The sequence below is a fragment of the Paenibacillus etheri genome, assembly GCF_001012825.1.
Taxonomy (GTDB): domain Bacteria; phylum Bacillota; class Bacilli; order Paenibacillales; family Paenibacillaceae; genus Paenibacillus_AQ; species Paenibacillus_AQ etheri.
In genome coordinates this window covers 435605-457285 of the sequence record NZ_LCZJ02000019.1, presented here as the reverse complement: position 1 = coordinate 457285, position 21681 = coordinate 435605, and the positions used below count along the sequence as shown (strand labels likewise).

General features: G+C 42.5%; 18 protein-coding genes. 16 read left to right on the top strand and 2 right to left on the bottom strand.

The window, feature by feature from the left end; all coding sequences use genetic code 11:
- The 6 genes from UQ64_RS32075 to UQ64_RS11590 all read left to right on the top strand — a co-directional run.
- Positions 1-1229: galactose-binding domain-containing protein (locus UQ64_RS32075; protein WP_245237932.1), on the top strand; the 1229-nt coding region annotated here is incomplete at its 5' end.
- A 232-nt stretch (positions 1230-1461) separates the two neighbouring features.
- The gene (gene ppsA / locus UQ64_RS11605; protein ID WP_060623617.1) at positions 1462-4074 is read left to right on the top strand and encodes a phosphoenolpyruvate synthase; all 2613 of its coding nucleotides are present in this window, start codon (positions 1462-1464) and stop codon (positions 4072-4074) included.
- Positions 4075-4300: 226 nt separating this feature from the next.
- Positions 4301-4678 carry a VOC family protein gene (locus UQ64_RS11600; protein WP_060623616.1) on the top strand — a complete coding sequence of 126 codons (378 nt, stop codon included), beginning with the start codon at positions 4301-4303 and terminating at the stop codon, positions 4676-4678.
- A 166-nt stretch (positions 4679-4844) separates the two neighbouring features.
- Positions 4845-5060, top strand: coding sequence for a FadR/GntR family transcriptional regulator (locus UQ64_RS32865; protein ID WP_060623615.1), 216 nt, complete (start codon positions 4845-4847; stop codon positions 5058-5060).
- 72 nt (positions 5061-5132) lie between these two features.
- Positions 5133-5264 carry an FCD domain-containing protein gene (locus UQ64_RS32860; protein WP_425339585.1) on the top strand — a complete coding sequence of 44 codons (132 nt, stop codon included), beginning with the start codon at positions 5133-5135 and terminating at the stop codon, positions 5262-5264.
- Between the two features lie 45 nt (positions 5265-5309).
- Positions 5310-6092 (top strand): ABC transporter ATP-binding protein, encoded by a 783-nt coding sequence (locus UQ64_RS11590; RefSeq protein WP_060623614.1) that lies wholly within the window; start codon positions 5310-5312, stop codon positions 6090-6092.
- A gap of 72 nt (positions 6093-6164) precedes the next feature.
- On the opposite strand, the gene UQ64_RS11585 is transcribed toward UQ64_RS11590, so the two are convergent.
- A complete protein-coding gene (locus UQ64_RS11585; protein ID WP_060623613.1) occupies positions 6165-7142 on the bottom strand; it encodes a biotin--[acetyl-CoA-carboxylase] ligase in 978 nt (325 codons plus the stop codon).
- Positions 7143-7389: 247 nt separating this feature from the next.
- On the opposite strand from UQ64_RS11585, the gene UQ64_RS11580 reads away from it, so the two are divergent.
- Positions 7390-7941 carry a biotin transporter BioY gene (locus UQ64_RS11580; RefSeq protein ID WP_060623612.1) on the top strand — a complete coding sequence of 184 codons (552 nt, stop codon included), beginning with the start codon at positions 7390-7392 and terminating at the stop codon, positions 7939-7941.
- Positions 7942-8066: 125 nt separating this feature from the next.
- On the opposite strand, the gene UQ64_RS30020 is transcribed toward UQ64_RS11580, so the two are convergent.
- On the bottom strand, positions 8067-8390 hold the full coding sequence (locus tag UQ64_RS30020; protein WP_209445758.1) for a hypothetical protein: 324 nt from the start codon (positions 8388-8390) through the stop codon (positions 8067-8069).
- A gap of 175 nt (positions 8391-8565) precedes the next feature.
- On the opposite strand from UQ64_RS30020, the gene ltrA reads away from it, so the two are divergent.
- The 9 genes from ltrA (at position 8566) to UQ64_RS11535 (ending at position 21672) form a co-directional block, all read left to right on the top strand.
- Positions 8566-9828 carry a group II intron reverse transcriptase/maturase gene (ltrA, locus tag UQ64_RS11575; RefSeq protein ID WP_060623611.1) on the top strand — a complete coding sequence of 421 codons (1263 nt, stop codon included), beginning with the start codon at positions 8566-8568 and terminating at the stop codon, positions 9826-9828.
- A gap of 148 nt (positions 9829-9976) precedes the next feature.
- Positions 9977-11410 (top strand): AcpB/EbpR/MafR family transcriptional regulator, encoded by a 1434-nt coding sequence (locus UQ64_RS11570; protein ID WP_060623610.1) that lies wholly within the window; start codon positions 9977-9979, stop codon positions 11408-11410.
- 161 nt (positions 11411-11571) lie between these two features.
- Entirely contained in the window at positions 11572-12279 is a 708-nt protein-coding gene (gene deoD, locus UQ64_RS11565) for a purine-nucleoside phosphorylase (RefSeq protein WP_060623609.1), read from the top strand.
- Positions 12280-12323: 44 nt separating this feature from the next.
- Positions 12324-13628: a purine/pyrimidine permease gene (locus UQ64_RS11560; RefSeq protein ID WP_060623608.1), complete on the top strand. Its 1305-nt coding sequence runs from the start codon at positions 12324-12326 to the stop codon at positions 13626-13628.
- Positions 13629-13643: 15 nt separating this feature from the next.
- Positions 13644-14825 (top strand): NupC/NupG family nucleoside CNT transporter, encoded by a 1182-nt coding sequence (locus UQ64_RS11555; RefSeq protein WP_060623607.1) that lies wholly within the window; start codon positions 13644-13646, stop codon positions 14823-14825.
- A gap of 214 nt (positions 14826-15039) precedes the next feature.
- Positions 15040-16743 carry an alpha,alpha-phosphotrehalase gene (gene treC / locus UQ64_RS11550; RefSeq protein ID WP_060623606.1) on the top strand — a complete coding sequence of 568 codons (1704 nt, stop codon included), beginning with the start codon at positions 15040-15042 and terminating at the stop codon, positions 16741-16743.
- A gap of 50 nt (positions 16744-16793) precedes the next feature.
- On the top strand, positions 16794-18764 hold the full coding sequence (gene treP, locus UQ64_RS11545) for a PTS system trehalose-specific EIIBC component (protein ID WP_060623605.1): 1971 nt from the start codon (positions 16794-16796) through the stop codon (positions 18762-18764).
- Positions 18765-18927: 163 nt separating this feature from the next.
- Positions 18928-19647 carry a trehalose operon repressor gene (treR, locus tag UQ64_RS11540; protein WP_060623604.1) on the top strand — a complete coding sequence of 240 codons (720 nt, stop codon included), beginning with the start codon at positions 18928-18930 and terminating at the stop codon, positions 19645-19647.
- A gap of 579 nt (positions 19648-20226) precedes the next feature.
- On the top strand, positions 20227-21672 hold the full coding sequence (locus UQ64_RS11535) for an MFS transporter (protein WP_060623603.1): 1446 nt from the start codon (positions 20227-20229) through the stop codon (positions 21670-21672).
- The last annotated feature ends 9 nt before the right edge of the window (positions 21673-21681 follow it).

Below are 21681 nucleotides of genomic sequence, written 5' to 3'. Positions count from 1 at the left end.
CACAGAACAAGCCAGGCCTGAAGGTTGGTCTTGCTTTCGCAGACCATCCCGACCAATTTGTCTTCCTTAACGTGAAGGATAAAGCCTCGTCAGGCTGGACTACCGAAATATTGAATTTAACCCCATACAAAGGGAAACGTATTGTTGCGGTGTCACTATACTTTGATACAAAGGACACGATTAAGAATTACAACATTCAAATTGGCCAGCTCTCTATCCAAAATACCAATGAGTCCATTAAACCGCTGTCGGCGGTTCGCGAACTTAAGGTTACTCAATCCGATTTCCGTAATGGAATTTATGGAGATGCTAGATTACAGTGGAAGCAGCTTGATCAACAGGTGAAGCAATACGAAATCTATCGTGTACTGCCAGATGGCAGTGAAGTGCTAATGGGTGCAACAACAAATCATGTGTTCTACGTTCCTGAGATGAGAAGAATAGACAAGGAAACGGTCACAGAATTGAAGGTCGTAGCGATTAATGGAAGATACGAGCAAGGTCAGTTCTCCAGCGTGAAGATTAGCTGGCCGGCTTATCCGAAGCCAATTGCAGGATTCAAGGCCGATCGGACCCTAGTGGCACCAGGGGAGAGCGTAAACTTCACTGACCTGTCGACAGAAGTGACAGAAGGATGGTCATGGAACTTCGAAAGCGGAAGCCCAGCTGTTAGCACCTCGAAGAACCCGTCTGTTACGTTCAATCAGGAAGGCGTGTATAGCGTGACACTGACTGCAACTAACAGCTCGGGGCAGGACACAATTACGAAACAGGCACTCATAACAGTAAGCAAGGAAGCTGGTGCGGTGAAGAATTTAGCACTTGGCAAAACTGCAACAGCCGATCATGCATGCGGTGACAAGGAGGGCGCACCAAATGCCGTTGACGGTAAAGTGACGGATAATAGCAAATGGTGTGCACTTGGAAATCTGCCTCATTGGCTACAAGTCGATCTAGGAGCCGAGCATCAAATCAGCACTTTTATCATCAAGCATGCTGAGAGTGGAGGAGAATGGTCTGGCTTTAATACTAGCGATTATACCATTCAGGTGAGCAACGACGGAACGAACTGGACGGATGTCGTAAATGTGCAAGGAAACTCGGCAGCTGAGTCGACAGACGCAATTGCGTTGGTGAAAGCTCGTTATGTAAAATTAATAACTCTTAAGCCCACGCAAGGTGCCGATACAGCAGCACGAATCTATGAGTTTGAAGTCTACGGGATGTAATTAAGTTCGAACTGTGGTTTTTGAATAATAAATCATAGCGGTAAACAAAAAAAGAACCTGAGTAGTTTCTCAGGTTCTTTTATATTGCATATAAAAAGACACGATGATATAATCGGATCACGACTACGAAAAAATATAAAGGCATAGATAATGCATTCTATATTTATAATATACCATGCAGCTAAACTCTTGTCAAATTTTTTCTCATTTTAATGGTTAGGAGAGATATTGTATGAGTTCATTGGTTCTCGGTTTTCAGGAAATAGAAACAACACAGCTTTTGCTCGTTGGCGGAAAAGGGTTGAATTTAGGGCGATTATCGACTATCGAAGGAATAAAAGTACCAGAAGGATTTTGTGTTACAACAGTGGGCTACCAAAAAGCCATCCAACAGAACGAAAAGTATCATACCTTATTAGATCAACTATCCATGCTAAACGTAGACGATCGAGAGCAAATTGGTGAAATCAGTAAGAGGATTCGACAACTCCTTATGGAAGTAGAAATTCCTTCCGATGTTGTGACAGCAGTTACTCACTATCTCTCCCAGCTTGGTGAGGAACATGCATATGCAGTGCGTTCTAGTGCTACTGCGGAGGATTTACCGCATGCTTCATTTGCGGGTCAACAAGACACCTATTTAAATATCATCGGCCAAGAAGCAATTTTACAACATATCAGTAAATGTTGGGCGTCTCTATTTACGGACCGCGCTGTAATCTACCGAATACAAAATGGTTTTGATCACAGTCAAGTTTATTTATCCGTTATTGTTCAAAAGATGGTTTTTCCTCAGGCTTCAGGGATTTTATTCACAGCTGATCCGATGACTTCTAATCGAAAGCTGCTATCTATTAATGCCAGTTTTGGACTCGGCGAAGCTCTGGTCTCTGGCTTGGTATCTGCCGATTGTTATAAAGTACAGGAAGAGGAAATCGTCGATATGATGATAGCAACCAAAAAAATGGCTATCTATGGCTTAAAAGAAGGTGGAACAGAGACCCGGAAAATCGATCTCCATCAGCAAAAGATTCAAACACTTACGGAACAGCAAATTTTACAACTGGCTCGAATAGGTAGAGAGATTGAAGCTTATTTTGGTTGCCCGCAAGATATTGAATGGTGTTTGGACCTTGATACTTTTTATATTGTTCAGAGTCGGCCGATCACTACTTTATACCCGATCCCTGAAGTAAATGATCAAGAAAAACACGTTTACGTATCTGTCGGTCATCAACAAATGATGACGGATCCCATGAAACCACTAGGGTTGTCTTTTTACCTGTTAATCACTCCTGCACCTATGCGTAAAGCTGGTGGAAGGTTGTTTGTTGATGTTACACATATGCTGGCCTCACCTGTCAGCAGAGAAAATTTCTTAAATACCCTTGGAAAATCCGATCCGCTCATAAAAGACGCACTTATGACCCTAATTGAGCGAGAATATATAAAATCGTTACCAGATGATAGAAAAGAACTGAGCCCTGGCAATAGCTGTAAAAGTAGGTCGTCTGAAGGTTTTCAAGCACTAATCGAAAATGATCCGGCAATCGTTTCTGATTTGATTAAGAACAGTCAAACATCGATAAAAGAATTAAAACAAAACATCCGAACGAAATCAGGAGCAGATTTATTTGATTATATTCTCGAAGATCTCCAGGAATTAAAGAAGTTCTTATTTGACCCACAAAGTACAAAGGTTTTTATGACCGCTATGAACGCTTCGTCATGGATCAATGAAAAAATGTACGAGTGGTTAGGTGAAAAAAACGTAGCAGATACGCTTTCTCAATCTGTACCAAACAACATTACTTCGGAAATGGGTCTGGCGCTACTAGATGTTGCAGATGTGATTCGTCCTTATCCGGAAGTAATTGATTATTTACAACATGTAAAAGATGATAACTTTTTGGATGAACTGGTTAAGTTTGATGGTGGACAGGAAACTCAAGACGCTATCTATGCTTATCTCAACAAATACGGAATGCGGTGTGCCGGTGAAATTGATATTTCAAGAACTCGTTGGAGTGAAAAACCAATTACACTGGTCCCTATGATTCTCAGTAATATCAAAAACTTTGAGTCTAATGCTGGCAATCGGAAGTTTGAGCAAGGGCGACAGGAAGCTTTAGATAAAGAACAAGAATTATTAGATCGATTGAAGCAATTACCGGATGGTGAACTAAAAGCTGAAGAGACAAAACGAGTGATCAGTTTAATTCGGAATTATATCGGTTATCGTGAATATCCAAAATACGGCATGATTAATCGCTACTTCGTTTATAAGCAGGCTTTACTGAAAGAAGTCGAACAACTAGTAGAAGCGGGTATTATTCATGAGAAAGAAGATATATTCTATCTCTCTTTTGAAGAACTTCACGAAGTCGTACGCACAAATTCACTGGATTATCAGATCATCAGTAAACGAAAAGTAGATTACATTTTTTTTGAAAAACTAACTCCGCCTCGTGTAATCACGTCTGATGGTGAAATCATTGCGGGTAAGTACAAACGAGAAAATCTGCCAGACCAAGCGATTGTTGGTCTACCTGTTTCTACCGGAGTTATAGAAGGAAGAGCACGTGTCATCTTAAACATTGAAGATGCTGATCTGGAAGATGGAGATATATTAGTCACCGCCTTTACTGACCCTGGCTGGACATCATTGTTTGTATCTATTAAAGGCCTGATCACCGAAGTTGGCGGATTGATGACCCATGGAGCCGTTATCGCTCGTGAATATGGCTTGCCAGCAGTTGTCGGAGTGGAAAATGCAACCAAGCTGATAAAAGACGGGCAACGGATTCGCGTGAATGGAACAGAAGGGTATATCGAAATATTGTAGAGGTATTTAAAAATAAAAATAATTATCTATGTTCTCTTTCACTTATCTGAAATTCGGTTTAATGTAGGAAAAGAAAGTAAATAATATGGGGATATGTACAACCTCCGGAGACAATGGCATCTTGAATTTTACAAAGAGAAGTTCAATCAATATTCCTTGACGTGAATATTCGCAATGAGGTATATTTTAAAAGCAGTAAATAATCCGACTAAGGAGAGTATAAATTATGATTAATAAAATTGGACAGATTATGTTATATGTGAATAATCAAGAAGAAGCTAAAGATTTCTGGACAGAAAAGCTAGGGTTTGAGGTGATTTTGGACGAAACTAATGGCCCAATGAGATTTATCGAGGTTGCTCCTAAAGGTGCAGCCACTAGCATTGTTCTTCACAATAAAGAGCTCGTAGCCCAAATGAATCCTGAAATGAATCTCGGAACACCTTCTTTAATGTTCTTTTCGGATAACTTTGATCAATTGAATCGTGAATTGAAAGACAAAAATGTTACGGTAGGCGATATTGTAGAAATTCCCGGTGGAAGAGTTTTCAATTTCGCAGACAGTGAAAACAACTACTTTGCTGTAATGGAAAAAGGTCAATAAAATAAAGTGAAACATGTAAGAGGGCTATAGTTTAATAAGATACATCAGCAGCTAATCAAAATGATTAGCTGTTTTTTTCATCCCTTATCTGACATCTAAAACTTTAAATTCTCACTTGTTAAGTAAAGAATATCATGTTATTCTGCAAAAAAGTGGAGATGATCAGATGTTTGAAAAGGGATCGTTCCGCCCCGTTCAATCCACTAAGTTAGTGGACGATGTTGTGAATCAAATACAACAAAAAATTTCAACAGGGATAATCTCACCAGGAGACAAATTACCTCCAGAACCTGAATTAATGCAATTATTCAATGTAGGGCGATCAACGATAAGAGAAGCAGTCCGTGTGTTAGTTCATGCTGGACTATTGGAGAAAAGGTAGGGGTTTGGAACTTACTTAAAATCCTGTCCTATTATTCAAGAACCACTTACCCATTGTTTACATCGTGCAGAATTGATCGAGGTCTTCGAAGCTCGAAAAATGATTGAATTAGAAATCGTAAGATTAGCGGCTCTACGACATGATGACACTGATTTATTCAACATGCGAAAACATTTGGATACTAGAGATATAGCTTCTTTCTGAGCTTTAAGTTCAATTTAGACATTCATAAGGAGGGGGAATTGGGGCATGATTATATCACTCCAAAATGTATCATGGCAACGTGATACAACCATGATCTTGCGCGATATGAATTGGGAAGTGAAGCAAGGACAACACTGGTGTATCGTCGGACTAAATGGATCAGGCAAGACGACAATGCTAAACGTAGTGAACGGTTATATATGGCCGACGACTGGGCAAGTCGAAGTGCTAGACCATCGCTTCGGCGATGTGGATCTTAGGGAGCTACGTAAACGAATCGGTTGGGTCAGCACCTCCCTACAGCAGAAGTTATACGGTCATCAGACTGCACTGACTATCGTCCTCAGCGGAAAATTCGCGACCATCGGTTTATATGACAAGACGAATGAAGAGGATCAAAAGCAAGCCGAAGAGTTGATGGGATTTCTAGACTGCTCATCCTTAGCCGCTCGTACATACGATACCTTGTCGCAAGGTCAGCGTCAGAAAGTTCTCATTGCACGCGCACTTATGGCCAATCCAGATCTATTGATCCTTGATGAGCCATGCACAGGACTCGATATTTTTGCCCGAGAACAGCTGCTGCAAATGATCGAGAAGATTACGAAGCAACCCGGCGGACCAACTTTACTGTATGTATCGCATCATATCGAAGAGATAACGCCATGCTTCACACATACGCTGTTAGTGAAGAACGGCGAAATCTACAAAGGGGATGAGACGGAAAACTGCTTGCAGGCGGATGTGTTGAGCGATTTCTTCGATACCCCCGTAGAAGTCCAGGAGCATCACAATCGCAAGTGGCTTACACTTGCCGGTGATAAGTAGGATACGCTGAATGAACATTTTATTTGAATACAAAAGGTGTCTAGCCATTGCTAGGCACCTTTTGTTATTGAGCTAAATTTTAATGCTGACTTCTCCGCTTGAAAGATATTCCTCGTCACCATTTTCATATCTGACTTTCAAATGGCAATCGTTATCGATATCAATGGCTGTTGCCTTAAGTTGTTCATTATTCTTTATCACTGTCACGGGTTTGCCAAGTGAAATCAACCGTTTTCTATATTCGGAAAGAAACAATCTGTCCGTTAAATGCTCATAAAATCCCATGAAATGGTTTAGCACTTCTGCTACCAGTCGGTTGCGGAGATCACCATAAGAATTGTTTTCAGAAATTACAGATGTAGCAATTTCGGTAAGATCGTTGGGAAAGCCTTGGGAAGGTAACGCTACATTGATACCAATGCCGAGAACAGCATAATCAAGCCAGCCGTTTTCCAGTGACACGGATGCTTCGGTAAGGATCCCGCACACTTTTTTACCTTCCATGAAAACGTCATTAACCCATTTAATCTGTGTTTCATTACCGGATACGCTTTCGATAGAAAGGGCAACAGCAACAGCTGCGCAAGTGGTTAGCAGAGCGGAATCTGTTGCTGACAACTTGGGACGCAGCAGGATACTCATATAGATCCCCGTTCCCGGCGGAGAAAAGAATTTTCGGCCCATTCTCCCGCGGCCAGCGGTCTGTTCTTCCGAGAGGATCACCTTACCTTCAGCTTCTCCACTTGAAGCAAGGCTTTTTACAGCTTCATTCGTTGAAGCTAGTGTCTTAAAGACTTCTACACGTAACTTTTGCCCCTGGGTATCCAGATATTTTGAAATTGCACTGGCAGATAAGATATCTGTTTGAGGTGACATGGAATATCCTTTATTGGTTACAGCTTGTATGGAATATCCGTCTGTCTGTAACGATTTTATGGCTTTCCAGACAGCGCTGCGCGTCACGGATAACTGAACGGCTATTTCCTCGCCGGAAAAATATTCACCCTTATTACTGTCGAGCAAGGCAAGAATATGTTCTTTTACTGTCATGAACTTAAACCTCCAAAAGTATCACTCTCCGACCAAAACCCATCGAATATATTAACATCCAACGATTGCGACTGAATACTCTAATTCTATATAACAACTGGAAAAACTCAAGCTTGGTATTTCATTCTATTGTAAACCAAGAATAATATTGTGGTTTACAATAGAAGATATCTCTATTATAATTCAGCTTACTGGACGTATCTACTAACCAGAATACAATCATTTATATCCAATGGAGGTCAATTTTTTGAAGACAAAAGAACTTATTTATGCTGCATTATTCGCAGCACTTATTGCGGTGCTGGGCATGATTCCACCCATCCCCCTTGGCTTCATCCCCGTTCCGATCACTGCCCAGACGCTTGGCGTCATGTTAGCTGGAAGTTTTCTGGGGAAACGGATGGGCGCGCTCAGTCTAGTCATTTTCATCATTCTGGTAGCCATTGGACTGCCTGTACTGACTGGTGGTCGCGGCGGAATCGCGGTGCTCATTGGTCCTTCTGCAGGATACATATTTAGCTTCCCGATCGCGGCCGGTCTTATCGGCTGGTATTCTGAAAAAATCTGGTCGAAGGTCCGAACTTGGAAGCTGATAACGATCAACTTGATCTTTGGTGTATTACTAGTGAGTCTGATTGGCGCCCCTATCATGGCATTGATAACCAATACATCGATCTGGGCTGGTCTTGTCGGAGCATTGGCCTTTCTTCCGGGAGACATCATCAAAGCCGTTATTGCAGCCGTCATAACGATGCAGCTTAAACCAATCAGCCCTATTGAAGAAAAAGCGCAGATGTGATATGAAAATTTGAATATTTTTTTTCTTGAAACTCGGGTAAATGAAACCCGAGTTTTTTTATGTGCGCCCAGCATGGGCGCTATCTATAGGGTTGAAGTCCCGAATGGCGAAGGCAGTAGTAGCCATTAGTCTAAGGCAAGGGTGTCCACTGTGAGGTGGAATCTGAAGGAAGCCGGCGGCAAATCTCCGGTCTGAGGAACACGAACTTCATACAAGGCTAACGTAGGCTGGATGAGGTTGCATAACAAACCAAAGTCCATACTGTCAAAGGCATACGAGAGTAAATGAAGCAGATAGATGGAGAGGAAGATAGCGTCCTTACCTGGGGAGATCTGTGCGGTAGGCGAAGCCACTTCGTAACCCTGCTTGTGAGAGCAGGCTGAACGCACAGAAGTCAGCAGACGCCATAGTACGCAAGCTGTTGCAACAGCTGCGGAAGGGCTGAACATGAAATAGGTATTTGTACATCCAGGCGTTCAAGATGAGTAATGAAAGCAGAAAAAAAATCCGAAAGGACCTGACTGAAGAAGGAAACGGTGAATCCCGTGGGGGAGCTTCAGCAGGGCAGAATTCATCTCTGGCACAAGAGGAAGATACAAATCACGTAAAGAGAGGTAAAAAAAAATGTTGGAGCAACTGTTGTCACGGGAAAATCTTCTGCAAGCCTTAAAGCGTGTTGAAGCGAATAAAGGAAGTCATGGCGTAGATGGGATGTCCGTAAAATCCTTACGAGAACACATCGTACAAAACTGGCAAACCTTGCGACAAGCGATAGAAGAAGGAACCTATGAACCGAGCCCCGTGCGTCGAGTCGAAATCCCGAAACCCGGTGGCGGAGGCGTTAGGTTATTAGGAATACCTACCGTGACAGACCGAATGATTCAACAAGCAATCGTTCAGGTACTAACCCCATTGTTTGATCCAGAGTTTTCTGACCACACTTATGGATTTCGTCCGAGAAGGCGAGGACATGAGGCGGTAAGGAAAGCTAGAGAATTCATGAAAGAAGGCTATCGATACGTCGTTGACCTGGACTTGGAGAAATTCTTTGATCGCGTCAACCATGACCGACTGATGATGAAGATTTCGGCTAAAGTGAAGGACAAGAAAGTTCTCCTGCTGATTCGAAAATATCTTCAGTCAGGAGTGATGGAGAACGGGTTAGTAAAACCGACAACAGAAGGGACACCGCAAGGAGGTCCACTCAGTCCGTTATTATCTAACATCGTGTTGGACGAGCTCGACAAGGAACTCGAGAAACGTGGACACCGCTTCGTTCGTTATGCGGACGACTGTAACATCTATGTGAAAACACCAAGAGCAGGAGAGCGAGTGAAGGCATCCATCACTGTATTCATTGAGACAAGACTAAAACTAAAGGTGAACCAAGCGAAGAATGCGGTGGACCGCCCATGGAGACGAAAATTTCTTGGGTTTAGCTTTAGTCACGATAAAGAGCCGAAGGTGAGGATAGCGAAGCAGTCCTTGCAGAGAGCGAAAACTCGAATTCGGGAGATCACGTCCCGGAAGAAAGCGATGCGAATGGAAGAGAGAATCCAGGAGCTCAATCGATACTTGATGGGATGGCAGGGATATTTTTCGCTGGCGGATACGCCAAGTGTCTTTAAAAGGATGGATATGTGGATTCGAAGGAGATTGCGAATGTGTCTCTGGAAGCAATGGAAGAACCCGAGAACCAAAGTCAAAAGGCTTATATCTTTAGGCGTGCCTAAGGACATAGCATATGAGTGGGGAAATACTCGGAAAGGGTACTGGCGAATTGCAGGGAGTCCAATTCTGCAACGTGCATTGAATAACCAATATTGGGAATCCAATGGATTAAAGAGTGTATTGGACAGATACAACTCCTTACGGAATATTTCATGAACCGCCGTATACCGAACGGTACGTACGGTGGTGTGAGAGGCCGGGGGCTCGCCGCCCCCTCCTACTCGATTGAAAAATAATATGGTTATAGATGTGAATTTGTTTATACTATAAAAATTAAAATGAAATTGAAATAGGGTGGATAACAATGGATAAGGGATTTAATTTAGCTAGCCAACTATTAACGCTGCTTGATACGGAACAAAGATGGTTTACCTTAGCCGAAGTGGAAAAAAGTTTAGGGATCTCAGATAAGACAATACGGAAGATGGTGGAGGAAATCTGTAAGCAACTACCCTCTACTGTAACCATTGAAGTTTCTAGAGGTAAGGGAATCGTTCTTCTACGTGATGGGCAAAGTACGATAAGTGAAGTGATTTCTTCTATGTTCAGACAAACCATTTTTTATCGGCTGATGAATTTATTGTTTACGAATGTTGGTCGAATGTCTGTGGAGGAGCTTTCTGAAGCCATGTTTATGAGTACCTCATCTTTGAAGAAGCTGATTGTGGAATTAAATAATAATGATCTAAAAGCGTATAAGTTACGCATTAGTTACTCTACACCTGTGATCAAAGGGAATGAAATGAATATTCGATATTTTTATTGGAATTTATATTGTGATGCATATGAGTTTACAGGATGGCCCTTTGTGAATGTCAATTTTGCTTATATAAATCAGTTGATCACAAATATAGAGAATGAGAATAACATTGTATATTTTATCAATTCCAAAAGGAGATTGTCCTTTTTGTTGGCAATTGTAATAGAAAGAGCTGTTAAAGGAAATTGTGTAATAATCGACGAAAATGCATACCCCTGGGAAAAGGGGATGTTTTATATACCCGTGAGAGCCATAGCAGAGCGCCTTGAAGAAAAGCTGTCCATCGAATTTCCAAAGAGTGAAATATTCTTTATGCAATCCATGGTTAGTCTCAGCCAATATCATTATTATGAAGGGTCAGAGATCACTCCGATGAAAGAAGTCGAATTACATAAGGATAAAGAAGAATATCAAATGGGGAATCTGCTTCTAATGTTGTTGGCAAAGGTATACCCGAACTTGGATGTGCATGAACGATTTATCTTGGAGATTTACGGGTTCTTTGACAAGCTATTAATCGAAAATGCCATTCCGGAATGGATGATGATTTCAAAAAGTCATTTAACAACATATGTAGAGCAGGAGTGCCAGCAAATTTATCAAGAATTGCAAACCTGTATGCAAACGTGGAATAAAACTTACCCTTCCGTTCTATATAATCATTTTCATTTAACAAAGCTAACCTTAATTGTTCGTTCAAGTTTACGTTACAAGAGTAAGAGGGCATTCTTAGTGATCGGGGAAGAATTTTCAATTCGTCATTACATAGCAGATTTGATAAAGAAGGAAATAGGGGATCAGCTGATCCTTAATACATCCATAATGAAGGGGCTAACTGACGAGATCATGCAGCAAAATAATATTGATTTTGTCATTAGTAATATCCCGGTTGCACTAAAGACCGTACCTGTTGTTATTATTTCTACGATCCCCTCTAAAAGAGATTTGGACAATATTCGTAAAGAATTGCTTTTATAATTTGACCAATTATTTTCCGTTACCTACGTAAGTTTTTGGTCTAGTTTGAAATGTTAAAAAACCTTATGCTCAATCTAGTTTCAAAACTGATTTTACTTGAGGGCAAGTGGAAAGCGATTTCGGTAAACCTCAGTTTACTATTAAAAGTTGGAGGAAGAACTATGAGTAGGCATTTAGGTGCAAATAAGGGAGAAATAGCAGAGCGCGTTTTGCTCCCAGGAGATCCTTTACGTGCAAAGTTTGTAGCAGAACACTTTTTAGAGGAGGCTAATTGCTATAACGAAGTAAGAGGGATGTATGGATACACTGGATTATACAAGGGCGTGCCTATGTCGGTTCAGGGGACAGGGATGGGAAATCCATCGATGAGTATTTATGCTACAGAATTGATCGTCGATTATGAAGTTAAAAAATTGATTCGCATTGGTACATGTGGGGCGATGCAGGAAGAAATCAAAATACGCGATATTATATTAGCCCAAGCAGTGTCTTCAGACAGTAATATGACGGAGAAGATCTTTCATGGTTGTAATTTTGCATCTACAGCAGATTTCTCATTGTTAATGAAAGCGTATCAACAAGCACAAGCTAAAAATGCAAATGTTTTTGTTGGTAACATCTATAATTCCGATGAATTCTACCGTGAAAATTTAGATCGACTTCACAAGTTTATGGATTTCGGTGTATTAGCGGTAGAAATGGAAAGCACAGCCCTATACACTTTAGCCGCTAAATATGGTGTAAAAGCGTTATCGATTTTGACAGTGGGCAGTCAATTATTAAGACAGGAACACCTAACTCATAAAGAAAGTGAACATTCCTTTTATGAAATGGTAGAAATTGCTCTTAACACAGTCATTGATGGCTGATTTATTCATTAGAGCATGGTGTTAGAAAAGAGAGTGAGAAAGAAATGAAGGTAATACTGTCAGGATTGCAGTGGATGATTTTTATGATCGCTGGTGCAATTGCTGCACCCATTGCTATCGCAGATTTATATAACTTAACGCCCCTTGAGACCTCTGGCCTCATTCAGAGCACCATGATTACTTTAGGGATAGCTGGATTTTTACAAGGCCTGATGGGTCATAAATTCCCTATTCATGAAGGTCCGGCAGGGTTATGGTGGAGCATTTTTACTATTTACGCAAGTTTAGTGGGGGGACTATATTCTTCTAACAATGCTGCTTTACAAGCTTTAAGTGGGGCTATGATCATTAGCGGTGTGTTATTTATCCTCATATCAGCATTTAAGCTAATGGATAAAATCGCTCGTCTATTTACACCAACCATCACTTTTATTTATTTACTTTTATTGATCTTTCAACTAAGTGGACCTTTTATGAAAGGGATGATGGGGATCACCTCAACCCACACCATGTTAGATGTAAAAGTATTCATCCTTAGCGTGATTGTGGTTTGTATTACCTTTTGCTTAGGCAACAGTCGCTTTGTAGTACTCAGCCAGTTTTCAATAATTTTCAGTATATTGTTAGGCTGCGTATTATTTATAATCTGCGGTAATATACCAGTGTTTTCTCATGCGGATACTTTATTTAAGCTACCGATAATATTCCCATTTGGCAGACCTCGATTCGATGCTGGTACAATCACTACAGCATTTTTATTAACTCTGTTATTAATAACCAATGCAGTTGCGTCCATCCGTTTGATGGAGACTGTTATGAAACAAAAGCAAGTGGATCATCGTCGTTATTTGCGCGCCGGGTTTACTTCTGGAATTACGCATCTTATTAGTGGTGGTTTAGGAGCGGTCGGCTCAGTCCCAATTTCGGGAGCGGCGGGATATGTTGAACAAACAGGGATGAAGGAGCGCAGATCATTTTTAATTGGATGTAGCTTAGTGATCTTGATATCCTTATTTCCACCAATGATGAATGTTATATCAGCGATTCCAGCTCCTATAGGCTATTCCGTTACCTTCGTCATTTTTGTGAAGATGGTCGGACTAGCACTAAAGGAATTGAGGAAGGTTATTCATGAAGAACGAACATTTATTGTTAGTGGATTTTCCCTTTTAGTGGGTGTAGGTTTAATGTTTATCCCTTCATCAGCTACGGCCCATTTATCTCAGATCGTGATAGCCATTTTAAATAATGGATTAATATGCGGAAGTCTGTTGGCGATTATTTTGGAACAAGGGTTAATGTGGAAAGATGCATTTCGATATGAGGATTCCAAGAAAATTAACCGATAATTTGGAGGGCTAAAAATGCATTATCTAATTTCTATTGCTGGTTTGGTTATTGTTCTATTACTGGCATGGCTAGGAAGTAACAATAAGAAAAAGATTAAATATCGTCCAATCATTGTAATGATTGCTATTCAGATAGGTTTGGGATTAATTATTCTAAAAACAAGTATTGGAGAATTCTTAATTAAAGGGTTTGCCGATAGTTTTGCAAAATTACTTGGATACGCCAATGAAGGGACTGACTTTGTTTTTGGTGGGATTGCAAATGAAGGGGCCCATACATTTTTCCTTTATGTTTTGATGCCAATTGTTTTTATGTCGGCATTAATAGGGATATTGCAACATTACAGAATACTCCCGTTCATTATCAAGTATATTGGTTTGGTACTAAGTAAAATAAATGGCATGGGCAAATTGGAATCTTATAATGCTGTTGCAGCCGCAATTGTAGGACAAAATGAAGTGTTTATATCGGTGAAAAACCAACTTGGATTATTGCCAAAACACCGCTTGTATACATTATGTGCGTCTGCAATGTCAACGGTATCCATGTCAATTGTTGGTTCATATATGACGATGCTAGAACCTCGTTATGTAGTAGCTGCATTAATATTAAATCTATTTGGCGGATTTATCATTTCATCCATCATTAATCCGTATGAAGTTACACCTGAAGAAGATATTGTTGAAGTTCAGGTAGAAGAAAAACAAACATTTTTTGAAATGCTAGGCGAATATATTATGGATGGATTTAAAGTAGCTATAGTAGTTGGGGTAATGTTGGTTGGTTTTGTTGGAATCATTGCTTTAATTAACGGGCTCTTCAGTGGCATTTTCGGTATCTCGTTTCAAGGAATTTTAGGGTATGTCTTTGCACCCATTGCCTTTCTTATCGGTGTGCCTTGGCATGAAGCTGTTGATGCAGGGAGTATCATGGCGACAAAGCTTGTTGCGAATGAATTCGTTGCTATGCTTGACTTTGTTAAGATCCAAGACGGCTTAAGCGGGCGTACTACAGCCATTGTCTCCGTTTTTCTAATCTCATTTGCTAACTTTGGGTCCATTGGTACCATTGTGGGTGCAGTGAAAGGATTGAATGAAAAACAAGGGAATATTGTGGCACGATTTGGATTGAAGCTGTTATTTGGCGCCACACTTGTAAGCGTTTTATCCGCTTTGATTATCGGTATCATATTTTAGTTAAACTAAGCTGATTTTCGTCATCGTTAGGATTCTGTAGAAGATATTCTTGTATAAAAAGCCGCTAACTTAGCGGCTTTTTTGTTGTGATTATAGAGTCAAATAGCAAAAGTATTGACAACCTGTATATACAGGTTTAAACTGTGTGAGTGTTTGAACTTGTATATACAGGTTTAATATTTGACATAAAGTAAATCTTTAGGAGGTGTTCAACTTGAGTCAGTCCCAGTATTCGGAATGGTGGCGCCGGTCCACGGTGTATCAGGTATACCCGAAGAGCTTTAAGGACACTACAGGTAACGGAACAGGAGATATTAAAGGACTTATTGAAAAGTTAGATTATTTGCAGAATCTTGGAATCGATATTGTCTGGTTACAGCCGGTTTATGTCTCGCCACAACATGATAACGGTTACGACGTTGCGGATTATGAAAATATCAATCCGGATTTTGGTACGATGGAAGATTTCGACGAGCTAGTAAAGGAACTACACAGACGTGAAATGAAGCTAATGATTGATATCGTGGTTAACCATACATCAACAGAACATGAGTGGTTCAAACAGTCCATTTCAAGTAAGGATAATCCCTACCGTGATTATTATATTTGGAAGGACCCGGCTCCAGACGGCGGCTTCCCCAACAACTGGCAGTCGAAGTTCGGGGGTCCAGCTTGGCAGTTCGACGAAGGTTCGGGACGATATTACCTTACTCTCTACGATAAAACCCAGGCGGATCTGAATTGGGAGAACGAGAAGGTACGCAGAGCGGTGAATGATATGATGCTATTCTGGGCTAAAAAGGGTGTGGACGGCTTCCGTATGGATGTAATTAATTTAATCTCCAAGGATCAGCGCTTCCCCAACGATGACGGAAGTGTTCCACCAGCGGATGGACGCAAGTATTATACTGACGGTCCACGGGTCCATGAATACATCAAAGCGATGCATGAAGAGGTATTTGGACCGTTTGAGATGGTGACTGTCGGGGAGATGTCCTCAACTACACTGGAGCATTGCATCCGGTACTCGAGTCCAGAAGAGCGGGAGTTTTCCATGACGTTCAATTTTCATCACTTAAAAGTCGATTATCCGAATGGTCAGAAGTGGGAGCTGATGCCTTATGATTTTGAGGCGATGAAACGTTTGTTCACACACTGGCAGACTGGAATGCAGAAAGGGGGGGGCTGGAATGCATTGTTTTTTAACAATCACGATCAACCGCGTGCCCTCTCCAGATTCACTGATGATAAGGTCTACCGTGTGGAGAGCGCCAAGTTGCTTGCGACAACTCTGCATGGCCTTCAGGGAACACCTTATGTCTATCAGGGCGAAGAAATCGGAATGCCAAATCCGGTATGGAATAGCATTGATGAGTTCCGCGATATCGAGTCATTGAATATGTACCGCATTTTGTGTGAACAGGGGAAAAGCCCGGAGGCTGCCCTGAGCATTCTTCAGGAACGTTCACGAGACAATTCCCGTACGCCGATGCAGTGGGATGACAGCCGAAATGCCGGATTCACTACTGGTACTCCATGGCTGAAAGTTGATGAGCGGTATTCGGACATCAATGTGCAGAAGGAACTGGAAAATCCCGCTTCCATCTTCCATCATTACCGCAAGCTGATTACACTACGCAAGGAGTATGGTGTATTCACAGAAGGTGTATTCAAGAGACTCGATGATGGACATCCTGAAGTGTTCGCTTACGCTAGAACAGGAGATGGAGAGGCGCTTGTCGTGGTCTCGAACTTCAGCAGTAAAGAAATTACCTTCCGTTTTGAAGACAGTCACTGGACAGAGTTATTACCAAGTGGTAGGGACGAGCTCCTGATTGGGAATACAACAGATACACCTGCATTAACACAAGAGCTTCAGCTTAGTCCTTATGCTTCATACATGTGGTTAATCCGCTAACGAGGTGTACTTGAGAAGGAGCACAAATCAATTATGTAAGGAGTGAAAATATGGCTATAGACCGCAAAAATGTTGAGGATATTGTACGGGCAGTTGGCGGCAAGGAGAATATAGAGGTTGCGACACATTGTGTAACAAGGCTGAGATTCTCGCTTTATGATGAGAGCAAGGTGGATTCGGAAGCCTTGGACCGCAACGAACTCGTAAAAGGACAATTTTCTAGCCAGGGGCAGTTTCAGATCGTTATCGGACCGGGAACTGTAGATAAAGTATACGATGAAATGATTCAGATCACTGGCGGTTCTCGTTCTTCCAAAGATGAAGTAAAATCCGCTGCTGCCAGAAAACAAAATCCGCTGCAGCGTGCGATCAAGACGCTGGCTGATATATTTATTCCGATTCTTCCTGCTATCGTAACCGCAGGTTTGCTGCTTGGGATCAATAATATTTTGACCGGACCTGGTATCTTCTTTGATAACCAGTCGCTGGTGGATGTCTATCCCGCATGGAAAGACATTGCAGCGATTATTAATACGATTGCCAGCACAGCCTTCACCTTTTTACCAGCACTTATCGGTTGGGCAGCTGTTACACGTTTCGGCGGTAGTCCTCTGCTCGGGATCGTATTGGGTCTAATTCTCGTGCACCCAGATCTATTAAGTGCCTACAGCTATGCAAGTGCTTCCACTGAGGGAACGGTTCCGACTTGGAATTTGTTCGGCTGGCATTTGGAGAAGATCGGTTATCAGGGGCAAGTATTGCCAGTACTGGTTTCGGCCTATATTCTGGCAAGGCTGGAGAAGTTCCTCAACCGCCGGGTGCATGATTCCATAAAACTGCTGGTTGTTGCGCCAGTGACTCTGCTGATTACAGGTTTTCTGGCCTTCACCATAATCGGACCGTTTACGTTTGGTATTGCCAATGCCATCACCTCCGGCCTAATCTTTGTATTTGATCATTTTGCGCTCCTTGGTGGCTTGATTTACGGTGGATTCTATGCGCTTCTGGTCATCACTGGTATGCATCATACCTTCTTGGCGGTTGATGTGCAGCTCATCGGCAGTGAGGGCGGCACTTTCCTCTGGCCGATGTTAGCGCTATCCAATATTGCACAAGGCGCCGCAGCACTGGCAATGATGTTCGTAGTCAAAGAACAGAAGGTAAAAGGCTTGGCGGCAACGTCTTCCGTCTCTGCATTTCTCGGTGTGACGGAGCCGGCGATCTTCGGGGTAAATATCCGCTATCGTTATCCTTTTATCTTCGGGATGATCGGCTCAGCGATTGCCGGCATGCTCCTAACTGTTAATCAGGTTCGCGCTTCTTCCATTGGTGTAGGCGGGATTCCCGGATTCCTTTCGATATTCCCGAACCAATGGGGCGTATTCTTCATTGGCATGGTTATTGTTCTCATTGTGCCATTTGTCGCCACTGTACTCTACGGCCGTTCTGTGACGGGGCGCTCCGAAAAGAACTCAACCGCAAAAGCTACTAGAACTGTGAGCGAAACAGACAATTTGAACAGCCGCCCTACAGTTCAAGAGTCACAGGAATCCGTGAATATACTGGAGCTTCTCTCTCCGCTCAGTGGAACTGCAGTATCCCTGGAACAGGTGCCCGATCCTGCCTTTGCTGAGAAGCAGATGGGCGAGGGCATTGCAATCGAACCTTCTGAGGGGAAAGTATATGCACCTTTTGATGCTACAGTAGCACATGTGATCAAGAGCAAACATGCGCTTATACTGGAGCATGCCAGCGGTGTTCAGATACTCATCCACGTCGGAATTAACACGGTGGCGCTTAAAGGCAGCGGTTTTACCTCCCATAAGAATATCGGCGACAAGGTGCATGCAGGCGAGCTTTTGCTGGAATTTGATATGGAAACTATCCGCGCTGCAGGTTTCCCGTTGATTACTCCAATCATTATTCCTGCAGGTCAGGATATGGTGGAGAAGATTGAGGAGAGGACTGGACCAGCTGCAGCTAGACAATCTAGCATCTTGACTATTCATCTCAAAGGTTAATACAGGCTATATTGGCAAAGACTTTATATTACAGAAAGACAGCCCCTGTTGGCTGTTTTTCTGTAATATAAGAATTCATATGTTCCACGCTATAAATTCCCCTCCAATTGAATGCGATGCTTCCAAAGGCATGACGTGATACAATAAAGGGCGGTGATCAAAATTGAGAGAAAATAAATATTTGCAAATTTATAATGAATACAGCAACCAAATCCATTCGGGACAACTGCTGCCGGGAGCCAAGCTGCCTTCCGAAAGTGAACTCGCTGAAGCTTACGGCACTTCGCGAGAGACCGTGCGCAAAGCGCTGAACCTGCTCTTCCGTGAAGGATACATTCACAAGATTAAGGGCAGAGGCTCTTTTGTGCTTGACATGACCAGAATGGATTTCCCCATTACCGGTCTAATTTCATTTAAAGAGATGGCCGATACGCTGGGTGCTACCTCACGGACACTAGTGAAGGAGACGTTGAATGAGCCTGCAGGCTCCGCGCTCGCCAGACATCTGCAGATTCCGCATGAAGCTCTGGTTTGGAAGGTTACTCGTGCCAGAGAGATTGAAGGTGAGCGGATCATTTTGGATAAAGATTATTTCCGAGCGGATATTGTTCCATTCCTAAGCAAGGAAATCGCTGAAGGCTCACTCTATGAATATCTGGAGCAGGAGATGGGGCTTAAGATTAGTTATGCGAAGAAGCTGATATCCGTCGAGCCTTCAACCGAGGAGGATCATAGTCTGCTCGATTTGAAGAATTACACGCATATTGTAGTAGTACGAAACTATGTTTACCTGGAGAACACGATGCTCTTCCAATATACCGAGTCCAGGCATCGGCTGGATAAATTTCAGTTCGTGGATTTTGCTCGGAGGGTGAGACGGTAAGCTCAGCTTAATAGGGGTGTCCCAGTTTGGGATACGCCTTTTTTTCCAAAAAGGCATTATATTACCGATACAAGAAGGCTTGAGAAGTTCATTTCTACGTTCGCAAATAACGATATATTAAGAAAAAGGCTGCCCTCAGAGGCAGCTTTTTTATATGGCGTTCTATACAACAAGCTACCCCTGGCGATTCCTCATTACTCATAAAGCATCTCTCATGTTTTTATATGATAATTATAGTTAATCGCTTCTGTGAAAAATAAGAGGAAGAGAGATTTATTCCAGTCTTTCTCTTAATGAAGTAGAGGGATAGAGACAATAAAACGCCTAAATCGTAATGACGTGGATATGGAAAGTTGATTTCAATTTTCTTACGGTTGAAGGCAAAACCATAAATCGTCTTCTGGGTGCCAATAAACAGCCTTTTAATGAACATTTTCCTAGTTCAGTTTTTGAAATGCTTCTGGAACTGAGGAGAATACGAAAATTCACTCTTGACTTTATAGGGTAGGGGGGTATAGTATTACTGCGTTGGTATTAAAAATTTTAATTATTGGTTACAAAAGGAGGAGGAAGAAAGTTATGAATAATCAAGCACAGACTTTACCGCAAGCCGATCCCAAACGCTGGATGGCGCTGGCCTTACTATGTCTTGCCAATTTTATGGTGATCATGGACACATCCATTATCGGCGTTGCACTGCCAGCCATCAAAGAAGCGCTCGGCTATACGCAGGCAAGTTTACAGTGGGTGTTTAACGCGTATGTCATTTTCTTTGGCGGATTATTGTTACTTGGTGGTCGATTGTCCGATCTATTTGGTCAGCGCCGCATATTCATGTGGGGATTTTCCATTCTAACGTTAGCTTCCTTGCTGGCAGGACTCGCTTGGAACGAGGAAGCGCTTAATGTTGGTCGCGCCCTACAAGGATTTGGTTCCGCATTAATAGCCCCATCCGCGTTAACGATTGTTATGATGCTCTTCGGTGGCAACCCCAAAGAACTAGGGAAAGCATTAGGCTTCTGGGGCGCATCAGCTGCTGCTGGCGGTTCAGCCGGTGTGTTCCTTGGCGGGGTCATTACCGAGTGGCTCAGCTGGCAATGGACCTTCCTCATCAATGTACCCGTTGGCATTATTGCATTACTCTTGTCGCCTGGACTTTTAGCCAAGGGAATGCGAAGAAAAGGCAGCATTGACGTCATTGGCTCCATCTTCGTCACAGCGGCTTTGGTTTTGGTGGTATATGGCATTGTTACTGCAGAACACAATGGATGGGGAGCGCCATCCACGTTGTGGACGCTTATTTCAGGAGGCGTGTTATTTATCCTGTTCCTGATCGTTCAGGCAACTAAAAAAGAACCGCTTGTTCCACTGAAGATTTTTAAAACACCCAATCTGGCTGCTGGCAATATCGCGCTCATTATGCTGGCTGGGAGTTGGATTCCGCTGTGGTATTTCCTCAATCTCTATATGCAGCAGGTGCTAAAGTTTTCTGCTTTCGCCGGCGGAGTCAGCTTACTGCCGATGACGGTCCTAATTACTATCTTCATGATTTTGATTACCGGTAAATTAATCGGAAAATTCGGAATAAAAGCAAACTTGGTCATTGGATTGATTGCACTCGGGGGTTCGATGCTTCTGTTCGCTAGCAATACGCCGGTTGATGGGAACTTTATCGCCAACGTGCTTCCAGCTTCCTTGCTTGGTGCACTTGGCATGTCACTTGCCTATATTCCGGCTACGATGTCCGCCATGTCGGGGGTTAAACCCGAAGAAGCAGGGCTTGCATCGGGTCTCGCCAATACGAGTTACCAGATTGGGTCAGCTATCAGTTTGGCCATCATGGTTGCGATTGCGGGTTCAACAACTGCTTCCCAAACCGGTATTGACCCGGTCTCCGTGCTAAACGAAGGCTTTCAACAAGCTTTTATGTGGTCCGGTATCGTCGCTCTTGCAGGTGCTGTGCTAGCGTTTCTATTTATCCGTTCACCTAAGCAGGGTGAAGCAAGTGACAAGGTAGCTATGTAACTAATGAAT